The following is a 15,131-nucleotide window of genomic DNA, read 5'->3' on the forward strand; positions in this document are numbered from 1 at the left end:
ATACCGTTGCGTCCGATGTCCTCGACCACCCAGGCTTCTATCCTGCGCCCCGTGCCCGCGGTCTCCGCTGCCCTGGTCCGCGATGGCTGTCTGCTCATGGTGCGCCGCATCCATCCGCCCAACCGCGGGCGCCTGGCCCTGCCGGGGGGCAGGGTGGAGCCCGGCGAGAGCCTGCAGGCCGCGGCGCAACGGGAGCTGTTCGAGGAGACCGGGATATCGGCCACGGCGGGGGAGGTGCTCACGGCCATCGACGTGATCGACCGGGCCCCGGACGGCCGCCTGCGCGCCCATTATGTGGTGGTGGTATTGTGCATGGTGTGGCGGGACGGGGAGGCGGTCGCCGCCGACGATGCCGGCGAGGTGAGGTGGCTGGATCTCGCCGGGCTGGAGGCGGCGGGCGACGACGTCTGCGCCAGTGCCGGCCGGGTGGCACGGGAACTGCTCGCCCCGAACTGAGGAAACAGCGTTGAGGGGCGGCGCCTCAAGGTCTTGCGCCGCGAACTCCGAGCCGGCATGCTAGGTCTACTTGCCACGATCAACCGACACAGGGAGCACAGGATCAATGGCTTACCATGATACCCAGCTGAGCCGCCAGCAGTCCCAGGCGGTCAGTACCAACAAGGTGCTGCGCAACACCTATGGCCTGCTGGCCATGACGCTGCTGTTCTCCGCGGTGACCGCAGGCGCCGCCATGGCCATGGGCATCGAGCGCATGAACATCCTGGTGTTCTTCATCGGCGCCTATGGCTTGATGTTCCTGGTGCACAAGACCGCCAATTCGGCCGTTGGACTGTTGTCCACCTTCGCCTTCACCGGCTTCATGGGCTTCACCCTGGGGCCGATCCTCAATGCCTACCTGGCGTTGCCCAACGGCGCGGCCCTGGTGATGAACGCCCTGGCCATGACCGGTTTGACCTTCATCGGCCTGTCCGCCGTGGCGCTGGTGTCGAAGAAGGACTTCAGCTTCCTGGGCAACTTCCTGATGGCCGGTGCCATCGTGCTGATCCTGGCCATGGTGGCGGGCCTGATCTTCCAGATCCCGGCCCTGATGCTGATGGTCTCCGCCGGCTTCGTGCTGTTCGCCTCGGCGGCGATCCTCTACCAGACCAGCGAGATCATCCATCGCGCCGGCGAGACCAACTACATCCTCGCCACCATCACCCTCTACGTCTCGATCTACAACCTGTTCATCAGCCTGCTGTCGCTGCTTGGCATCATGAGCAACGACTGACGCCATCGGCGAGCGGTGTTCCACGGCTGGCCCCGCCTCGGCGGGGCCAGCCTGTTTGCGGAGAGCCCAGACATGCGCTATGCCATCCTGCTGCTCGGCGCGCCCTACAGCCACCAGGCCGCCCATTCGGCGCTGCGCTTCACCCGCGCCCTGGTCGAGCGAGGCCATGAGGTGGCGGGGGTGTTCTTCTACCATGATGGCGTGCAGAATGCCGCCCGGTTGGCGGCGCCGCCCCAGGACGAGCCACACCTGGTGGACGGCTGGACGGCACTGCATGCGGAGCATGGCGTGCCGCTGCAGGTGTGCATCGCCGCCGCGCTGCGCCGGGGCCTGCTCGACGAGCGCGAGGCGAGCCGCCATGGCAAGTCGGGCCACAGCGTGGCGCCGCCCTTCGAACTGACCGGGTTGGGGCAGCTGGTGGACCTCGGGCTGCGCTGCGACCGCCTGGTGGCCTTCGGTCCCTGAACCGGCGAGGAGGAACACGATGAGCGAGCAGGACATGCCGGGCGGGGAGTTGCTGGTGATCCTGAGGCATGCGCCGCATGGCAGCAGTTGGCTGCGCGAGGGGCTGGACGCCGCCCTGGTGGCCGCCGCCTTCGAACGCCGCGTATCGCTGCTGTTCATGGGGGAGGGCGTCACCGCACTCCTGGACGGACAGCAGGCCGGGGCACTGGAGCAGAAGGGCACCGCCCCGACCCTGGCGATGCTGGAGATGTACGATATCGATGCCCTGCTGGTGGAGGACGAGGCCATGCGCCGCCTGGGGCTGGGCGAGGACGATCTCATGCTGCCGGTGCGCCGCGTAGGGGGCGAGGCCATTCCCGGGCTGCTGGCCGCCCACCAACTGGTACTCAACTTCTGATGGCCGACTCCGGGCCGACGAGGGGACATCGCATGTTGCTGCATATCCTGAACCGTTCGCCACTGGACTCCCGGGTGCCCGAACAGGCGCTGATATCCATGGGGCCCGACGACCGGTTGTTGTTGATCGAGGATGGGGTCCAGGGGGCGCTGCCGGCGCTGGCCGTGCATTTCGATGGGTTGGAGGGGCGTCTCTTCGCGCTGCGCGAGGATCTGGCGTCCCGCGGGTTGCTGTCGCGCTGCGATAAGCGCGTGCGGTTGGTGGATGTGGCTGACTTCGTGACCCTGACCGAGGAGGCCGAACGCACGGTGAGCTGGTACTGATGGCGAGTGCAGAAATATACCGTTATCTTTCTCTCGATAACACTTCGATCCCGCTGGATCCGGAAGGTTATCTCATCGACCTCGGGGACTGGACGCCCGAGGTGGCGAAGGCCCTGGCTGCAGAGGAGGGGATTCGTCTCGAGGACGAGCATTGGGAGGTGATCGAGGTGCTGCGCGACTTCTATGCTCGCTTCGAGCAGTCTCCCGCCATGCGTCCACTGGTGAAGGCGGTGGGGCAGGCACTGGGCCCCGACAAGGGGCGTTCCATCCACCTGATGCGGCTCTTCCCGAGCAGCCCGGCCAAGCTGGGCGCACGCATCGCCGGCCTGCCCAAGCCGGCCAACTGCCTGTGACGCGACGATGAACTTCCTCGCCCATGCCTGGCTGGCCCGGGGCGGCAGCGACGACTTCCTCTACGGCAACCTGGTGGCCGATGGGGTCAAGGGCCGCGATCTCTCCGCCTGGCCGGCCGCGGTGGCCGAAGGGATCCGCCACCATCGCCGCGTCGATGCCTTCGTGGATGCCCATCCCGTCAGCCTCGAGGCGCGCCGGCGCGCCCCGCAGGAGCGCCGACGCTACGCCGGCATCGCCCTGGACTTGGTATGGGACCACTTCGTGGCGCGGGAGCTGGGCCTGGCGAGCCGTGAATCCCCGCTGGTGCGGCGAAGCTACCGGCTGCTCGCCGAGCGTCCGGCCCCGGACCGCCTGGCGGCGATGGCCCCCGCCTTGGTGGCCCAGGACTGGCTGCATCGCTACGCCGACTTCGCCTTCACCTGCCGGGCGGTCCAGGGGCTCGGTCAGCGGCTCTCCGGCCCCAATCGCCTGGCCGAGCTGGTGCCCTGGCTGGAGGCGGACTATGCGGCCCTGGAGGCCGACTTCCGACGCCTCTGGCCCGAGGTCCTCACCGCCCTGGAGGTCGCGGGCCCCCTCAGTCGCCCCTGAGCCACAGGCAGGCGACCGGCTCGCCCGATTCGACGCGGGAGTGGGGCGGGATCACCGCCAGGGCATCGGCACCGATGCAGGAGGCAAGCACCCCGGAATTCTGGTCGCGAAAGGCCTTCGCCACGATCCCTTCCTCGCCGAATTCGAGTGCCACGCGCATATAGTGGCGCCGTGGGCCGGTGGAGGTGGCGAAATCGGCCCGGGCAGAGAGACGAGGCAGGGTCGCCAGGGCGGGGCAGCCGAGCAGCGCGCCCATCAGCGGACGCAGGAACAACCAGGCGCCCACGAAGCCCGACACCGGGTTGCCCGGCAGCCCCACGAAACGGGCCTCCTGCCCGTCTGCTCCGGGCAGGCGTCCCAGGGCCAGTGGCTTGCCGGGACGGATCGCCAGGCGCCACAGATCCAGCCGGCCCAGGGCCTCCACGGCGGCCCGCACGTGATCCTCCTCGCCGACGCTGACCCCGCCGGTGGTGACCACCACATCCGCCTGCCCGGCAGCCTCGGCGAGGATGGTACGGGTGGCATCGGCGGTATCGGGCACCGACTCGACCCGGACCACCTCGGCGCCGAAGCGCTCCAGCAGCCGTCGCAGCATGGGGCGATTGGAGTTGTAGAGCTGGCCCGGCCCGAGGGGCTGTCCGGGCTCGACGATCTCGTCGCCGGTGGACAGCAGCGCGACCCGCGGGCGGCGACGCACCGGAACCTCGGTGATGCCCTGGCCGGCGAGGTGGCCCAGGGCGGCGGCCTCCAGACGCTCGCCGGCCGGCAGCAGCTCGCTGCCCAACGCCACGTCGCGGCCGCGGCGCCGCACATTGTCGCCCTCGGGCAGGTCGGCCGGGATCAGGGCCCGGTCACTTTCGAGCTCCACCCGCTCCTGCATTACCACGCAGTCGGCGCCGGGTGGCAGCTCACCACCGGTGAAGATCCTGGCACAACTGCCCCGGGCGAGCGGACGAGCCGGCGCGCCGGCGGCGATGCGCTGGGCAACCGGCAGCCAGCGCCCGGCGTCGGCGTGGTGCAGGGCATAGCCGTCCATGGCGCTGTTGTCGAAGGGCGGTACGTCGAGGCGTGCCGTCACCGCCTCGGCCAGCACCCGGCCCGCCGCCCGGTCGCGGTCGATGCGTTCACCGGACAGCGGGGTGACGCCCTCCAGCAACGCCTCGAGGGCGGCCTCCTCGGGTTTCAGTTCAGCCATGGGTGCCGCGCTCCGGGATGACGAGATTGGCCTGACCTTGTAAAGAGTTACATGGCTTGTGCCGACGGGTCGTTATTTCAGCCATGGGTGCCGCGCTCCGGAATGACGAGATTGGCCTGACCTTGTAAAGAGTTACATGGCTTGTGCCGACGGGTCGTTATTTCAGCCATGGGTGCCGCGCTCCGGAATGACGAGATTGGCCTGACCTTGTAAAGAGTTACATGGCTTGTGCCGGCGGGTCGTTATTTCAGCCATGGGTGCCGCGCTCCGGGATGACGAGATTTGCGAAGTTACATGGCTGGTGCCGACTATCCAGCTGCTCGACGAGAATGCCGTCCCAGGCGGTGCGGCAGGCCCCGGTGGAACCGGGCAGGCAGAACACCACGGTGGCGTTGGCGAGCCCCCCCAGGCAGCGGCTCTGCACCGTGGAGCTGCCGATCTCCTGCCAGCTGAGATGGCGGAACAGCTCGCCGAAGCCTTCGATGGGCTTGTCGAGCAGCACCGCGACCGCCTCGGGGGTGGAGTCGCGCCCGGTGAAGCCGGTGCCGCCGGTGGTCAGCACCACCTGAACCTCGGGGTCGGCGATCCAGTGCGCGACCACGGCACGAATGCGGTAGACGTCGTCCGGCACGATGCGCTTCTCGACCAGGCGGTGCCCGCCGGCGGTCACCCGCTCGACGAGCGCCTGGCCGGAGCGATCGGTCTCCTCGGTGCGGGTGTCCGAGACGGTGAGTACCGCGATGCGCAGCGGCACGAAGGCGTCGCGATCCTCGCTCATGCCTCGTCCGCCTTCTGCTCATTCTTCTGCTTGGCCTGCTGGCGGGTCTCCAGGGCGGCCTGCTGCTCGGGCGTGGCTTCCTGCTGGTACTTCGCCTTCCACTCGGGGTAGGGCATGCCATAGACGTACTCACGCGCGCCGTCGTAGTCCAGCTCGGCGCCGCGCTCCTCGGCCGCCGCCACCAGCCACTTGGAGAGGCAGTTGCGGCAGAAATCGGCGAGGATCATCAGGTCGATATTCTGCACTTCCTTGTGCTCGTCGAGATGCCGGAGGAGGCGGCGGAAGGCGGCCGCCTCGAGCTCGGTGCGGGTGGCTTCGTCGAGGTGCTGCATGGTGGAACTCCTTGCCAGACTTGAGGGTTCGGGATACGCCCAGCATAACAAAAGACACCGCCCGCGGGCGGTGTCGAAAAGGCGGGGCCAGGGCAATCGCCGATAGCCATATGGCTCGAGGCTGTTCCGGCGACAGGCCTACGAGGGGGCGCTGTGAACCCTTCCCTGGGCGCTACCGACGCCATCCCTGGCGTAGGACCCCCTCTTCGACCTGTCCCCGGCGCCTCTCGCTTCGCGGAACGTTGAGAAGGGGCGGCTCACGGGGTCAGCCGGAGCGCGGGGCGGGGGAGTCGCCCTCCGCCTCGTCACCGATCTGTTCCTCGGCAACGGCCTGGTCCTTGACCTCCTCATACCAGAGGTTGTGGTGCTCCTTGGCCCAGGCCTCGTCCACGTAGCCGGTGGCCATGCCCTCCAGGGAGCCCTCGGTGCCCAGGGTGCCGATATAGATGTGCCCTAGCGCCACGGCGGTCAGGCCCAGAGCCCCCACGGCATGGATGACGTTGGCCCACATCATGGTGTCGCGGCCCTGGCCGTAGTTGGGGAAGTCGAGCACGAAGCCGCTCACCACCACGGTGAGGCCGGCGGTGACCAGCAGCCAGTACCACACCTTCTCGCCGGCGTTGGCGAAGCCGGCATCGACGTGCCCCTTGCCGATCAGCCCGCCGCCCTTCCTGAACCACGTCAGGTCGTGCCGCCTGGGCAGGTTACGCAAGAAGAACTTGGCCAGGATGATCACCAGCAGGATGCCGAAGATCGGGCCCAGGTAGTTGTGCACCTGCTTGGAGGCGGCGATCATCGCCCCCCAGGCGCCGTCGCCGAACAGCGGGTGGAAGACGTGCTTGCCGTAGAGGATATTGAGGCCGGACAGGGCCAGCAGGATGAACAGCGTGGCCACGCTCCAGTGCAGCGAGCGTTCGACCACCGACCAGCGCAGCAGCTTGCGGCCGCTGCGGGGCTCGTCGAGCTTCTTGCGGCCGAAGATCGCGTAGAAGACGGCGATCATCACCAGCATGGCGCCGATGGCGATCAGGCCGAAGGGGCTCACCCAGCGGTTGCGGATCTCGCGCCAGGTCTGGCCGGCGGCGTTGACCAGGTTGTAGTCGGATCCGAAGCGGCTGTCCCGGTAGTTGGGGCCGGTCTCGCCGCTGCGCACCAGGCGCCAGGTATCGGCATCCACCGCCGGCACCGCGAAGGCCGCCTCGCGGTCGGGGTCGGCCTGGGCCTCGACCCCCGGGGCGAGCGCCAGGCCGACGACCAGCATCAGCGCGAGCAGCGGTAGCCGCCACAGGAATTGCCAGGGAATGCTCATGGTCATGACAGCGTCTCCTCACCCCTGCTGGCTGGCGTCGTAGGCCAGGGAGTCGGCATCCGCCCGGGGGTTGCCCGACCAGGCGCCGTCCTCGTGGCCGCGCTGCACCACGCGCTGGCGGAAGATGTCGGCGACCGTCTGGGCATCGCCGGCGAGCAGCGCCTTGGTGGAGCACATCTCGGCACACAGCGGCAGCTTGCCCTCGGCAATGCGGTTGGCGCCGTACTTCGCATACTCCTCCTCGGGTGAGTCGGCGGGGCCGCCGGCGCAGAAGGTGCACTTGTCCATCTTGCCGCGTTCGCCGAAGGCGTTCTGCTTGGGGAACTGGGGCGCCCCGAAGGGGCAGGCGTAGAGGCAGTAGCCGCAGCCGATGCACAGGTCCTTGTCGTGCAGCACGATGCCGTCGTCGGTCTTGTAGAAGCAGTCGGTGGGGCAGACCGCCATGCAGGGGGCGTCGTCGCAGTGCATGCAGGCCACCGAGATGGAGACCTCCTCGGGTTCGCCATCGTTGAGGGTCACCACGCGACGGCGCTGGATGCCCCATTCGACCTCGTTGGCGTTCTTGCAGGCGGTGACGCAGGCGTTGCACTCGATGCAGCGTTCGGCGTCGCACATGAATTTCATCTGGGCCATGATGGTCTCCTCGTCGCGGAGCGGACTCGCGCCCGCCCCGCCTGGTCAGGCGTCAGTGTCGTGCGGTCAGGCGCGCTCGATGCGACACAGGGTGCACTTGGTTTCCTGCATCTGGGTCACGCTGTCGTAGCCGTAGGTGGTGGCGGTGTTGGCCGCCTCACCCAGCACATAGGGGGCCGCCCCTTCCGGATAGCGGTCATGCAGGTTCTCGCCCTGGAACATGCCGCCGAAGTGGAAGGGCATGAAGACCACGTCACGGCCCACGCGAGGCGTCACCAGGGCCTTGACCCGGACCCGGCCGCCCTCGGCGCCCTCGACCCAGACGGTGTCGCCGTCGGCGATGCCCAGGTCGTTGGCGTTGGCCGGGTTGATCTCGACGAACATCTCCTGCTGCAGCTCGGCCAGCCAGGACATGGAGCGGGTCTCCTCGCCGCCCCCTTCGTACTCCACCAGGCGTCCCGAGGTGAGGATCAAGGGGTAGTCGCCGGTGACGTCCTGTTCCTGGATGCTCTTGTAGAGGGTGGGCAGCCGGTAGTGGGAGGCCACGTCGTCCCAGGTCGGGTAGTCGGCCACCAGGTCGCGGCGGCTGGTGTAGAGCGGCTCGCGGTGCTTGGGGATGGGGTCCGGGAAGGTCCAGACGTTGCACCGCGCCTTGGCGTTGCCGAAGGGGGCGCACTCATGCTTGATGGCCACTCGCTGGATGCCGCCGGAGAGGTCGGTCTTCCAGTTCTTGCCCTCGGCCTCGGCCTTCTCCTCGTCGCTGAGGTCGTCCCACCAGCCCAGGTCCTGGAGCATCTGGGCGGTGAACTCCGGATAACCGTCCTCGAGCTCGGACCCCAGGCTGAAGGAGCCGTCGGCGAGGAGGTTCTCGCCGTCGCGTTCGACCCCGAAGCGGGCGCGGAAGGTCAGGCCGCCCTCGGAGACCTTCTTGCTGGTGTCGTAGAGGATGGGCGTGCCCGGATGGCCCAGCTCGGCGGTGCCCCAGCAGGGCCAGGGCAGGCCGTAGTAGTCGCCGTCGACGGGGCCGCCCTCGGCCTGGCAGGTCGTGAAGTTGAAGGTGTGCCAGTGCTGCTGGTGCTGCTTGAGACGCTCCGGGCTCTGGCCGGTGTAGCCCACCGTCCACATGCCGCGGTTGAATTCGCGGGTGATGTCCTCGACGAGGGGCTCGGTGCCGTTCATCTGGTAGTTCTTGACCAGTTCCTCGCCGAAGCCCAGCTTGCGCGCCAGCAGGTACATGATCTCGTGGTCCGGCCTGGACTCGAACATCGGTTCGATGACCCGGTCGCGCCACTGCAGGGCGCGGTTGGTGGCGGTCACGCTACCGGTGGTCTCGAACTGGGTGGCCGCCGGCAGCAGGTAGACCCCGTCGCTGCGGCCGTGCATGACGGCGGCGACGGTGGGGTAGGGGTCGACGATGACCATCATCTCGAGCCGCTGCATGGCCTTCTGCATCTCGGGGCCGCGGGTCTGGGAGTTGACCGCATGGCCCCAGTAGAACATCGCCTTGAGCTGGGTACGCTGGGAGATCGCCTCGTCGTCCTCGAGCACGCCATCGACCCAGCGCGACACCGTGATGCCGTTGGTGTACATCGGCTGGCCGTCGGCATACTCGGTCTGGTCGAAGCGGTTCCTGAGCCACTCGTAGTCGAGGTCCCAGATGCGCGCCCAGTGCCGCCAGGCGCCCTCGGCGAGGCCGTAGTAGCCGGGCAGGGAGTGGGACATCAGGCCCAGGTCGGTGGCGCCCTGGACGTTGTCGTGGCCGCGGAAGATGTTGGCGCCGCCGCCGGACTTGCCGATGTTGCCCAGCGCCAGTTCCAGGATGCAGTAGGCGCGGGTGTTGTTGTTGCCGGTGGTGTGCTGGGTGCCGCCCATGCACCACACCACGCAGCCCGGGCGGTTCTCGGCCAGGCGCCGGGCGGTGTCGCGGACCTCGGCCTCGGGCACGCCGGTGATGCGCTCCACCTCGCTGGGCGGGAAGTTGGCGACCTCGGCGCGCACCTCGTCCATGGCGTAGACGCGCTGGTCGATGTACTCCCGGTCCTCCCAGCCGTTCTCGAAGATGTGCCACAGCAGGCCCCAGATCAGCGCCACGTCGGAGCCGGGGCGCAGGCGCACGTACTTGTTGGCCTTGGCGGCGGTGCGGGTGAAACGCGGGTCGGCGACGATGATGTCGCAGTTGTTGCGCTCCTTGGCCAGCAGGATGTGCTGCATGGCCACCGGATGGGCCTCGGCGGGATTGGAGCCGATGAACAGGATCGACCTGGCGTTCTGGAGGTCGTTGAGCGAGTTGGTCATCGCCCCATAGCCCCAGGTGTTGGCGACGCCGGCGACGGTGGTGGAGTGGCAGATACGCGCCTGGTGGTCGGTGTTGTTGGTGCCGGCCAGGGCGGCGAACTTGCGCATCAGGTAGGCCTGCTCATTGCTGAACTTGGCCGAGCCGAGCCAGTAGACGCTGTCGGGGCCGTGCTGCTCGGTGAGCTCGAGCACCCGGTCGCCGATCTCCTCGATGGCCTCCTCCCAGGAGAGGCGTTGCCATTCGCCGCCCACCAGTTTCATGGGGTACTTGAGCCGGCGGCTGGAGTGGCCGTGGTAGCGCAGCGAGGCGCCCTTGGCGCAGTGGGCACCGCGGTTGAAGGGGTGGTCGAAGGCCGGCTCCTGGCGGGTCCAGATGCCCTCCTGGACCTCGGCGTAGACGCCGCAGCCCACCGAGCAGTGGGAACAGACGGTGCGTTTCACCTCGGCGGGCGAGTCGAGCACCGGTGTCTTCTCGTCGGCGGCCTGGGTGCGCTGCATCATCGGTGCCCCCATGAAGCCGGCGGCGGCCAGGCCCCCGGTGGCGGCGCCGCTGCGTTGCAGGAACTGGCGGCGTGAAATGCCCAGCCCGGCAGGGCGCGGGCTGGCTGGCTGGCGTGTCAGGCGCATGGTCGCGATCCTCCGGAGCCGGGATTAGTCTCGCAGCGTGGCGTAGTAGCGGCGGATATGGTCGGTCTCGCGGTAGCGCGGCGAGTCGCCTTGCGGCCGCTCCCCGCCGGCCGTCTCGGACTCCGCCTGGACCAGGGTGACCTGGCCGACGGCGGCGGCCGTGCCGGCCAGGGCACCACCGGCGCCCAGCGCCCGGAGCAGGCGCCGACGGTTGGGATCCTTGGGCTCTTTCATGGAGGCTCTCCTCTCGGTCACGGTGTCGTCTTGTTATTCGTGGTTCGGGGCGGGGCGTCCCGCGTCGATGACGCCGACGGGGATCCGCTGCGGGCGATCCGGGGCGAAGGCGGCGTCGAGCCGCTCCCGCTCCAGCGCCAGGTACCCGGCACCGAGCCGTCCCGTAGCAGCGTAGAAGGGGGCGTTCAGCCCCGCCAGATCGCCCAGACAACGCTCCGCCCACTTAGCCAGGTGGCGCTGGAAGAAGGTCGCCTGGTCGGGGGAATGCCCCTCGACCAGCAAGGCCATCACCTCGCAGAGGGCGCCGAGGTGGTCCTCGGGGTCGCGGCTGTCCTCGCGTCGGCCGATGCCCAGCCGGCGCAGGTCGCGGCGCAGGACGACCAGGGGTTCGTCCATCAGGGTGGCGTTGAGGTACCAGGAGGCGTAGGGCGTCACCTCGCCCTGGATCACCCCGACCAGCGTCTGGAAGTGCTCGCGTTCGGCTTGCGCCGGCGGCGTCGTGCCGGCGGCGTCTGCCAACCCATGCCAGGCCGCTGCCAGTGGGCTGTCGTCCTCCTCCACCTCGAGACCCGCCAGGAAATCGAGCAACTGCCGGTCGGGGGGCGCCAGCAGCAGGCGCCCCAGCAGGCGGTAGACGTCGGCCCGCAGGGCGGCCTCCTCCGGCGAATCGATGGGCGGGTGCGAATCGGGGACCATGGCCTTATACCTTGAGTTGGGATTCGGGGTTGCGGGCGAGTTCGTGCCAGACGTCCCTGACCCGGCAGTCCTCGCACATCTCCAGGCGGGCCATGGCCTCGCCGGCGAAGTAGGGGTGATCGGCGAGCTTGGCCTTGATGCTGGCGATGGTGCTGGCGGTGGCGAAGGGCTTGCCGCAGGCGATGCAGGCGAAGGCCTCCTCCTCCTTGAGCGTGCGTCGCTCGGTGCGCTCGGGCGCCGCCAGGAAGCCCGGGGCGAGGCGGATCACCCGTTCGGGGCAGCTGGCCTCGCAGAGGCCGCACTGCACGCAGTCCGCTTCCCGGAAGCTCAATCGCGGCTGGGTGTCGCTGCCGCCGCCCAGCGCCGGGGTGGGGCAGACCGCCACGCAGCTCATGCACAGGGTGCAGCCGTCGGTATCGACCTCGAGGGTGCCGAAGGGCGCGCCCTTCGGCAGGGCGTGGCGCTCGCCGCTGGGTCGACCGAGCGCGGCCAGGCGTTCGAGGGTGGCGTTGAGACGGTCGCGCTTGCCGGCAGGGGCGGCGACGTCCTCGGTCGTGGGCGCCTCGAGAGCGGGGTGGTGCGGCAGGGCATCGCGGGCCTCGCTGCCCTCGGCCCATTGCAGGCGCGCGGGGTCGTGACCGAGCGCCCCGAGCAGGGCACCGGCCTGGGCCAACTGGTCGTCCAGTTGATGCCGCAGGCTCGGCGGCAGCGCCGAGGTGGCCTGCAGGCGCACCTCGGCGGCGCCGGCGGCGAGCGCCGCCAGCCAGTGGTCGAGGCCCGCGGCCCCCAGCTCCTCCAGCGGCATGTCCAGCACATGCCCGGCCGCCTCGCTGGCCTCGGCCTCCAGGGTCTGGCGGTCGACGAAGCGCACCACCGGGTGATCGCCACCGGCGTGACGATAGGCCACGAGGGTCTCGGCGATATGGGCCTCGAGGGGGGCCGGGTGCGGGACGCGGTACTCCAGGGCCCCGGTGGGACAGGCCGCCGTGCAGCTGCCGGCGCCGTGACAGCGGTGGGGATCCACCTCGATCCACGCCTCGATGCGACCCTGGTGGCTGGCGATGGCGTCGGCCGGGCAGGCGTCCAGGCAGCGGGTGCAGCCCGGCTGGCCGCGCCGATGGTGGGCACAGAGATCGCCGTTGACCCTGATCGAGCGAGGCGACTGGAAGCCGCCGACCAGCTCGGGCAGGGTCTCCAGGGCCGAGGCACAGGCCTCGCTGCCCCAACTGGCGGCGAGGTAGCCCGGCGGCGGCAGCTCGAGGTCGAGGCGCGGCTCGCCGCCCAGGTCGAGCACCAGGTCGAAATGCTCGCGCTGCCGGCTGGCCATGGCCAGGCTGGCCCGTTCGCCCTCCAGGGGCAGGGTGACGGTGAAGCGGCCCAGGTAGCCCCGGATCTCGATCGCCTTGGCGTCTGTGGCGGTGAAGCAGGGCAGTGCCTGGGTCGCCGACCATAGCGTCTCGAGCCCTTCGACGTCGCTGGCCTCGCTGCGCTCGACCACCAGCAGGGTCACCGAGGCCATCCGCTCCTGGAGGCGATGGGCGGCCCGACGGATGGCGAGCTCGCCGCCGAGGATCAGCAGGTGGCCGTGACTCTCGAAGTCGACGGTCTCCGGCGCCAGGTTGACGGGCCAGGAGACCCGTTCCCGAGCCAGCCGGCGTGCCCGGCGATTGCCGGCATCGTCCAGCGGCTGCGTGGCGATGGGGGTAGGCATGGTGTCCTCAGGGTCACGGTGGGCGATCTTGTGATTATGGTTACCCCCTCAGTCTTGACGACTTTCACTAATATTACGCATTACACCTTCGTCGGGTCCCGTGGTGGCGGCGCCTCGCCGGCGTCATCGGCCGGCGCGTCGGGGGAGGCGCGGCCGTCCTCGGGTGCCGCCCGGGCATCGGTCACCGGCGTCATCGTCTCGTCCGTGGCCTCGGCGAGGGACTCGTCGAGCTTGCGCGTCCAGTGACGCAGGCGTTCCGCGGCCTCGCGAGCCAGCGGCTTGAGTCGGGTGTAGTCATGGTCATAGTCATCGAGGCCGTCGCGCACCCCGTAGCCGTCCGACTGCCAGAGGCGGCGTAGCGCACGTCGCTTCAGCGCCTGGCTGACGCCGTCGCGCAGGTACTGGCGGAAGTCGCTGCCCGGTGGCAGGGTCTCGGGATCGGGCAGACTGTCGTCCAGCGCGCCGGGCGGCAGCGGTTCGTCTGCCGGCCCTTCCGGAGACTCGGCGGTCACATCGACCGCCTCCGGCGCCTCCCGGGGCTCGGGCGACTCGGCATCCAGGCCGCGCTTGCGGCGGGACCAGCGTTCCAGGCGACTCATGCCATATCCTCCCGGGTCCGACCGGGGCCCTCGCGCCGCTGCTTGCGACCCTCGACCGGTGCCTCGCCGTGCCGGGCCAGATAGGCTTCGAGCCACATCTGGATGGTCAGCGGCATGTCGGCCTCGAGGACCTGCTGTTCGCCATCCATCCAGGCGGCGGCCACCTCCTGGCTGGCGGTGATGGCGGTCGGCTCGACCGGGCCACCGGCGAAGCCGGCGCGCACGAAGAGCCGCGGGGTGCCGGACGAGAGGTTGAAACGGTAGGCGGCGCGCTCGGTCATGCCGAGTTGCAGCCACAGCGTTTCGGGGCCCTCCGGGTGTGGGGCGAGGTCGGTGATACGCCACTCGGTGAACCGGAATCCCTTGGCCTCGCGGGGTTCCGCGCTCAGGTGAAAGCTGATCGGTCGCAGGTTGTCGGGTTGCATCGGAGGGCTCCGTGGGATGCCGCCTTGATGCGTACAGTAGTGAACGGCGATACCATGGCGGTCAAGAGACCATCGGCCAACGCGAGATCCACCATGTCGCCCTTCATCCGCAGCCGCGCTCGCCTGCCCGCCACCCTGGAGATCGAGGTCCTCGACGAGTACGGCGAGCCCCGACGCCAGGCCATCGCCGCCGAGCGCGCCCTGACGGTCTATCTCAACAAGCGCGAGATCGTCACCCTGATGACGCTGGGCGCCGATCCCGAGGCGCTGGTGGTGGGCTACCTGCGCAATCAGGGCCTGCTGGCTCGCCGCGAGGACCTGGAGGCGGTGTTCGTGGACTGGGAGGTGGAGTCGGCGGCGGTCGTCACCCGCCATCTGCCCGAGGACCTGGAGGAGCGCCTGGGACGGCGCACCGTGACCACCGGCTGTGGCCAGGGCACGGTGTTCGGGCGGCTACTGGAGGCGGTGCCGACACAGACGCTGCCGGACACGCCACTGCGCCAGTCGGTACTCTACGGCCTGCTGGAGAACCTGGGCGCCTACAACGAGACCTACAAGAGCGCCGGGGCCGTGCACGGCTGTGCGCTCTGCCACCAGGCCGAGGTGCTGGACTTCGTCGAGGACGTGGGGCGCCACAACGCCGTGGATACCCTGGCGGGCCACCAGTGGCTCGGCGAGGCGCGCAGTGCGCGGGCCGATATCTTCTACACCACCGGACGGCTGACCTCGGAGATGGTACTCAAGGTGGCCCAGATGGGCATCGGCATCCTGGTGTCGCGCTCCGGGGTGACCCAGAAGGGCGTGGAGCTGGCCGAACGCTTCGGCGTGCTATTGATCGCCCGGGCCAAGGGACGCCACTTCCAGGCCATCCACGCCGCCCGCCGGCTGGAGCTGGACGCCATGCCGCCGCGCCGGCCCGGCGACCGGCGCGGCTGACGC

General features: G+C 69.4%; 19 protein-coding genes. 8 read left to right on the forward strand and 11 right to left on the reverse strand.

All coding sequences use genetic code 11. The features are described 5' to 3' along the window. The 7 genes from QWY80_RS04855 to QWY80_RS04885 form a co-directional block, all read left to right on the forward strand. Positions 1-456 (forward strand): NUDIX hydrolase (locus QWY80_RS04855; protein ID WP_290229576.1); only part of this gene is annotated, 456 nt, incomplete at its 5' end. Between the two features lie 106 nt (positions 457-562). Next, entirely contained in the window at positions 563-1,231 is a 669-nt protein-coding gene (locus QWY80_RS04860; protein WP_290229577.1) for a Bax inhibitor-1/YccA family protein, read from the forward strand. Positions 1,232-1,303: 72 nt separating this feature from the next. After that, complete coding sequence (gene tusD, locus QWY80_RS04865) at positions 1,304-1,696, forward strand: sulfurtransferase complex subunit TusD (protein ID WP_290229578.1); 393 nt, start codon at positions 1,304-1,306, stop codon at positions 1,694-1,696. Between the two features lie 19 nt (positions 1,697-1,715). Then, on the forward strand, positions 1,716-2,093 hold the full coding sequence (gene tusC / locus QWY80_RS04870) for a sulfurtransferase complex subunit TusC (protein WP_290229579.1): 378 nt from the start codon (positions 1,716-1,718) through the stop codon (positions 2,091-2,093). A gap of 32 nt (positions 2,094-2,125) precedes the next feature. Then, positions 2,126-2,416: a sulfurtransferase complex subunit TusB gene (gene tusB, locus QWY80_RS04875; RefSeq protein ID WP_290229580.1), complete on the forward strand. Its 291-nt coding sequence runs from the start codon at positions 2,126-2,128 to the stop codon at positions 2,414-2,416. Then, positions 2,416-2,769, forward strand: coding sequence for a TusE/DsrC/DsvC family sulfur relay protein (locus QWY80_RS04880; protein WP_290229581.1), 354 nt, complete (start codon positions 2,416-2,418; stop codon positions 2,767-2,769). The genes tusB and QWY80_RS04880 overlap by 1 nt, the downstream gene beginning before the upstream one ends. Before the next feature lie 7 nt (positions 2,770-2,776). Next, complete coding sequence (locus QWY80_RS04885) at positions 2,777-3,358, forward strand: acyl carrier protein phosphodiesterase (protein ID WP_290229582.1); 582 nt, start codon at positions 2,777-2,779, stop codon at positions 3,356-3,358. Here the strand turns inward: QWY80_RS04885 and QWY80_RS04890 are convergent. The 11 genes from QWY80_RS04890 to QWY80_RS04940 all read right to left on the reverse strand — a co-directional run bounded on the left by QWY80_RS04890 (position 3,345) and on the right by QWY80_RS04940 (position 14,192). Then, on the reverse strand, positions 3,345-4,553 hold the full coding sequence (locus QWY80_RS04890; RefSeq protein ID WP_290229583.1) for a molybdopterin molybdotransferase MoeA: 1,209 nt from the start codon (positions 4,551-4,553) through the stop codon (positions 3,345-3,347). The genes QWY80_RS04885 and QWY80_RS04890 overlap by 14 nt on opposite strands. A 247-nt stretch (positions 4,554-4,800) precedes the next feature. Then, complete coding sequence (moaB, locus tag QWY80_RS04895) at positions 4,801-5,331, reverse strand: molybdenum cofactor biosynthesis protein B (RefSeq protein WP_290229584.1); 531 nt, start codon at positions 5,329-5,331, stop codon at positions 4,801-4,803. Then, positions 5,328-5,663, reverse strand: coding sequence for a DUF1244 domain-containing protein (locus QWY80_RS04900; RefSeq protein WP_290229585.1), 336 nt, complete (start codon positions 5,661-5,663; stop codon positions 5,328-5,330). Before QWY80_RS04900 ends, moaB begins: the two co-directional genes overlap by 4 nt. Positions 5,664-5,928: 265 nt before the next feature. Then, the gene (locus QWY80_RS04905) at positions 5,929-6,972 is read right to left on the reverse strand and encodes a formate dehydrogenase subunit gamma (RefSeq protein ID WP_435389285.1); all 1,044 of its coding nucleotides are present in this window, start codon (positions 6,970-6,972) and stop codon (positions 5,929-5,931) included. 18 nt (positions 6,973-6,990) lie between these two features. Next, positions 6,991-7,605: a formate dehydrogenase FDH3 subunit beta gene (fdh3B, locus tag QWY80_RS04910; RefSeq protein WP_290229587.1), complete on the reverse strand. Its 615-nt coding sequence runs from the start codon at positions 7,603-7,605 to the stop codon at positions 6,991-6,993. 66 nt (positions 7,606-7,671) lie between these two features. Then, complete coding sequence (locus QWY80_RS04915) at positions 7,672-10,527, reverse strand: formate dehydrogenase subunit alpha (RefSeq protein WP_290229588.1); 2,856 nt, start codon at positions 10,525-10,527, stop codon at positions 7,672-7,674. A 24-nt stretch (positions 10,528-10,551) separates the two neighbouring features. Further along, on the reverse strand, positions 10,552-10,761 hold the full coding sequence (locus tag QWY80_RS04920) for a twin-arginine translocation signal domain-containing protein (RefSeq protein WP_290229589.1): 210 nt from the start codon (positions 10,759-10,761) through the stop codon (positions 10,552-10,554). Between the two features lie 33 nt (positions 10,762-10,794). Beyond that, positions 10,795-11,457 (reverse strand): TorD/DmsD family molecular chaperone, encoded by a 663-nt coding sequence (locus QWY80_RS04925; protein WP_290229590.1) that lies wholly within the window; start codon positions 11,455-11,457, stop codon positions 10,795-10,797. Between the two features lie 4 nt (positions 11,458-11,461). Continuing rightward, on the reverse strand, positions 11,462-13,168 hold the full coding sequence (locus tag QWY80_RS04930; RefSeq protein ID WP_290229591.1) for a 4Fe-4S dicluster domain-containing protein: 1,707 nt from the start codon (positions 13,166-13,168) through the stop codon (positions 11,462-11,464). 80 nt (positions 13,169-13,248) lie between these two features. After that, positions 13,249-13,767 (reverse strand): DUF3306 domain-containing protein, encoded by a 519-nt coding sequence (locus tag QWY80_RS04935; RefSeq protein WP_290229592.1) that lies wholly within the window; start codon positions 13,765-13,767, stop codon positions 13,249-13,251. Further along, positions 13,764-14,192 (reverse strand): DUF3305 domain-containing protein, encoded by a 429-nt coding sequence (locus QWY80_RS04940; RefSeq protein ID WP_290229593.1) that lies wholly within the window; start codon positions 14,190-14,192, stop codon positions 13,764-13,766. Before QWY80_RS04940 ends, QWY80_RS04935 begins: the two co-directional genes overlap by 4 nt. A 93-nt stretch (positions 14,193-14,285) precedes the next feature. On the opposite strand from QWY80_RS04940, the gene QWY80_RS04945 reads away from it, so the two are divergent. After that, a complete protein-coding gene (locus QWY80_RS04945; protein WP_290229594.1) occupies positions 14,286-15,128 on the forward strand; it encodes a formate dehydrogenase accessory sulfurtransferase FdhD in 843 nt (280 codons plus the stop codon). The last annotated feature ends 3 nt before the right edge of the window (positions 15,129-15,131 follow it).

It is taken from the genome of Halomonas ramblicola, from assembly GCF_030409215.1.
GTDB classification, from domain to species: Bacteria; Pseudomonadota; Gammaproteobacteria; order Pseudomonadales; family Halomonadaceae; genus Halomonas; species Halomonas ramblicola.

Bases quoted from the DNA above. Each gene is read 5' to 3' on its own strand.
- QWY80_RS04885 (WP_290229582.1), top strand. From the start codon at position 2,777: ATGAACTTCCTCGCCCATGCCTGGCTGGCCCGGGGCGGCAGCGACGAC.
- QWY80_RS04880 (WP_290229581.1), top strand. From the start codon at position 2,416: ATGGCGAGTGCAGAAATATACCGTTATCTTTCTCTCGATAACACTTCG.
- QWY80_RS04930 (WP_290229591.1), bottom strand. From the start codon at position 13,168: ATGCCTACCCCCATCGCCACGCAGCCGCTGGACGATGCCGGCAATCGC.
- QWY80_RS04915 (WP_290229588.1), bottom strand. From the start codon at position 10,527: ATGCGCCTGACACGCCAGCCAGCCAGCCCGCGCCCTGCCGGGCTGGGC.
- QWY80_RS04900 (WP_290229585.1), bottom strand. From the start codon at position 5,663: ATGCAGCACCTCGACGAAGCCACCCGCACCGAGCTCGAGGCGGCCGCC.
- QWY80_RS04860 (WP_290229577.1), top strand. From the start codon at position 563: ATGGCTTACCATGATACCCAGCTGAGCCGCCAGCAGTCCCAGGCGGTC.
- QWY80_RS04925 (WP_290229590.1), bottom strand. From the start codon at position 11,457: ATGGTCCCCGATTCGCACCCGCCCATCGATTCGCCGGAGGAGGCCGCC.
- tusD (WP_290229578.1), top strand. From the start codon at position 1,304: ATGCGCTATGCCATCCTGCTGCTCGGCGCGCCCTACAGCCACCAGGCC.
- fdh3B (WP_290229587.1), bottom strand. From the start codon at position 7,605: ATGGCCCAGATGAAATTCATGTGCGACGCCGAACGCTGCATCGAGTGC.
- QWY80_RS04920 (WP_290229589.1), bottom strand. From the start codon at position 10,761: ATGAAAGAGCCCAAGGATCCCAACCGTCGGCGCCTGCTCCGGGCGCTG.
- QWY80_RS04935 (WP_290229592.1), bottom strand. From the start codon at position 13,767: ATGAGTCGCCTGGAACGCTGGTCCCGCCGCAAGCGCGGCCTGGATGCC.
- QWY80_RS04945 (WP_290229594.1), top strand. From the start codon at position 14,286: ATGTCGCCCTTCATCCGCAGCCGCGCTCGCCTGCCCGCCACCCTGGAG.
- QWY80_RS04905 (WP_435389285.1), bottom strand. From the start codon at position 6,972: ATGAGCATTCCCTGGCAATTCCTGTGGCGGCTACCGCTGCTCGCGCTG.
- moaB (WP_290229584.1), bottom strand. From the start codon at position 5,331: ATGAGCGAGGATCGCGACGCCTTCGTGCCGCTGCGCATCGCGGTACTC.
- QWY80_RS04940 (WP_290229593.1), bottom strand. From the start codon at position 14,192: ATGCAACCCGACAACCTGCGACCGATCAGCTTTCACCTGAGCGCGGAA.
- QWY80_RS04890 (WP_290229583.1), bottom strand. From the start codon at position 4,553: ATGGCTGAACTGAAACCCGAGGAGGCCGCCCTCGAGGCGTTGCTGGAG.
- tusB (WP_290229580.1), top strand. From the start codon at position 2,126: ATGTTGCTGCATATCCTGAACCGTTCGCCACTGGACTCCCGGGTGCCC.
- tusC (WP_290229579.1), top strand. From the start codon at position 1,716: ATGAGCGAGCAGGACATGCCGGGCGGGGAGTTGCTGGTGATCCTGAGG.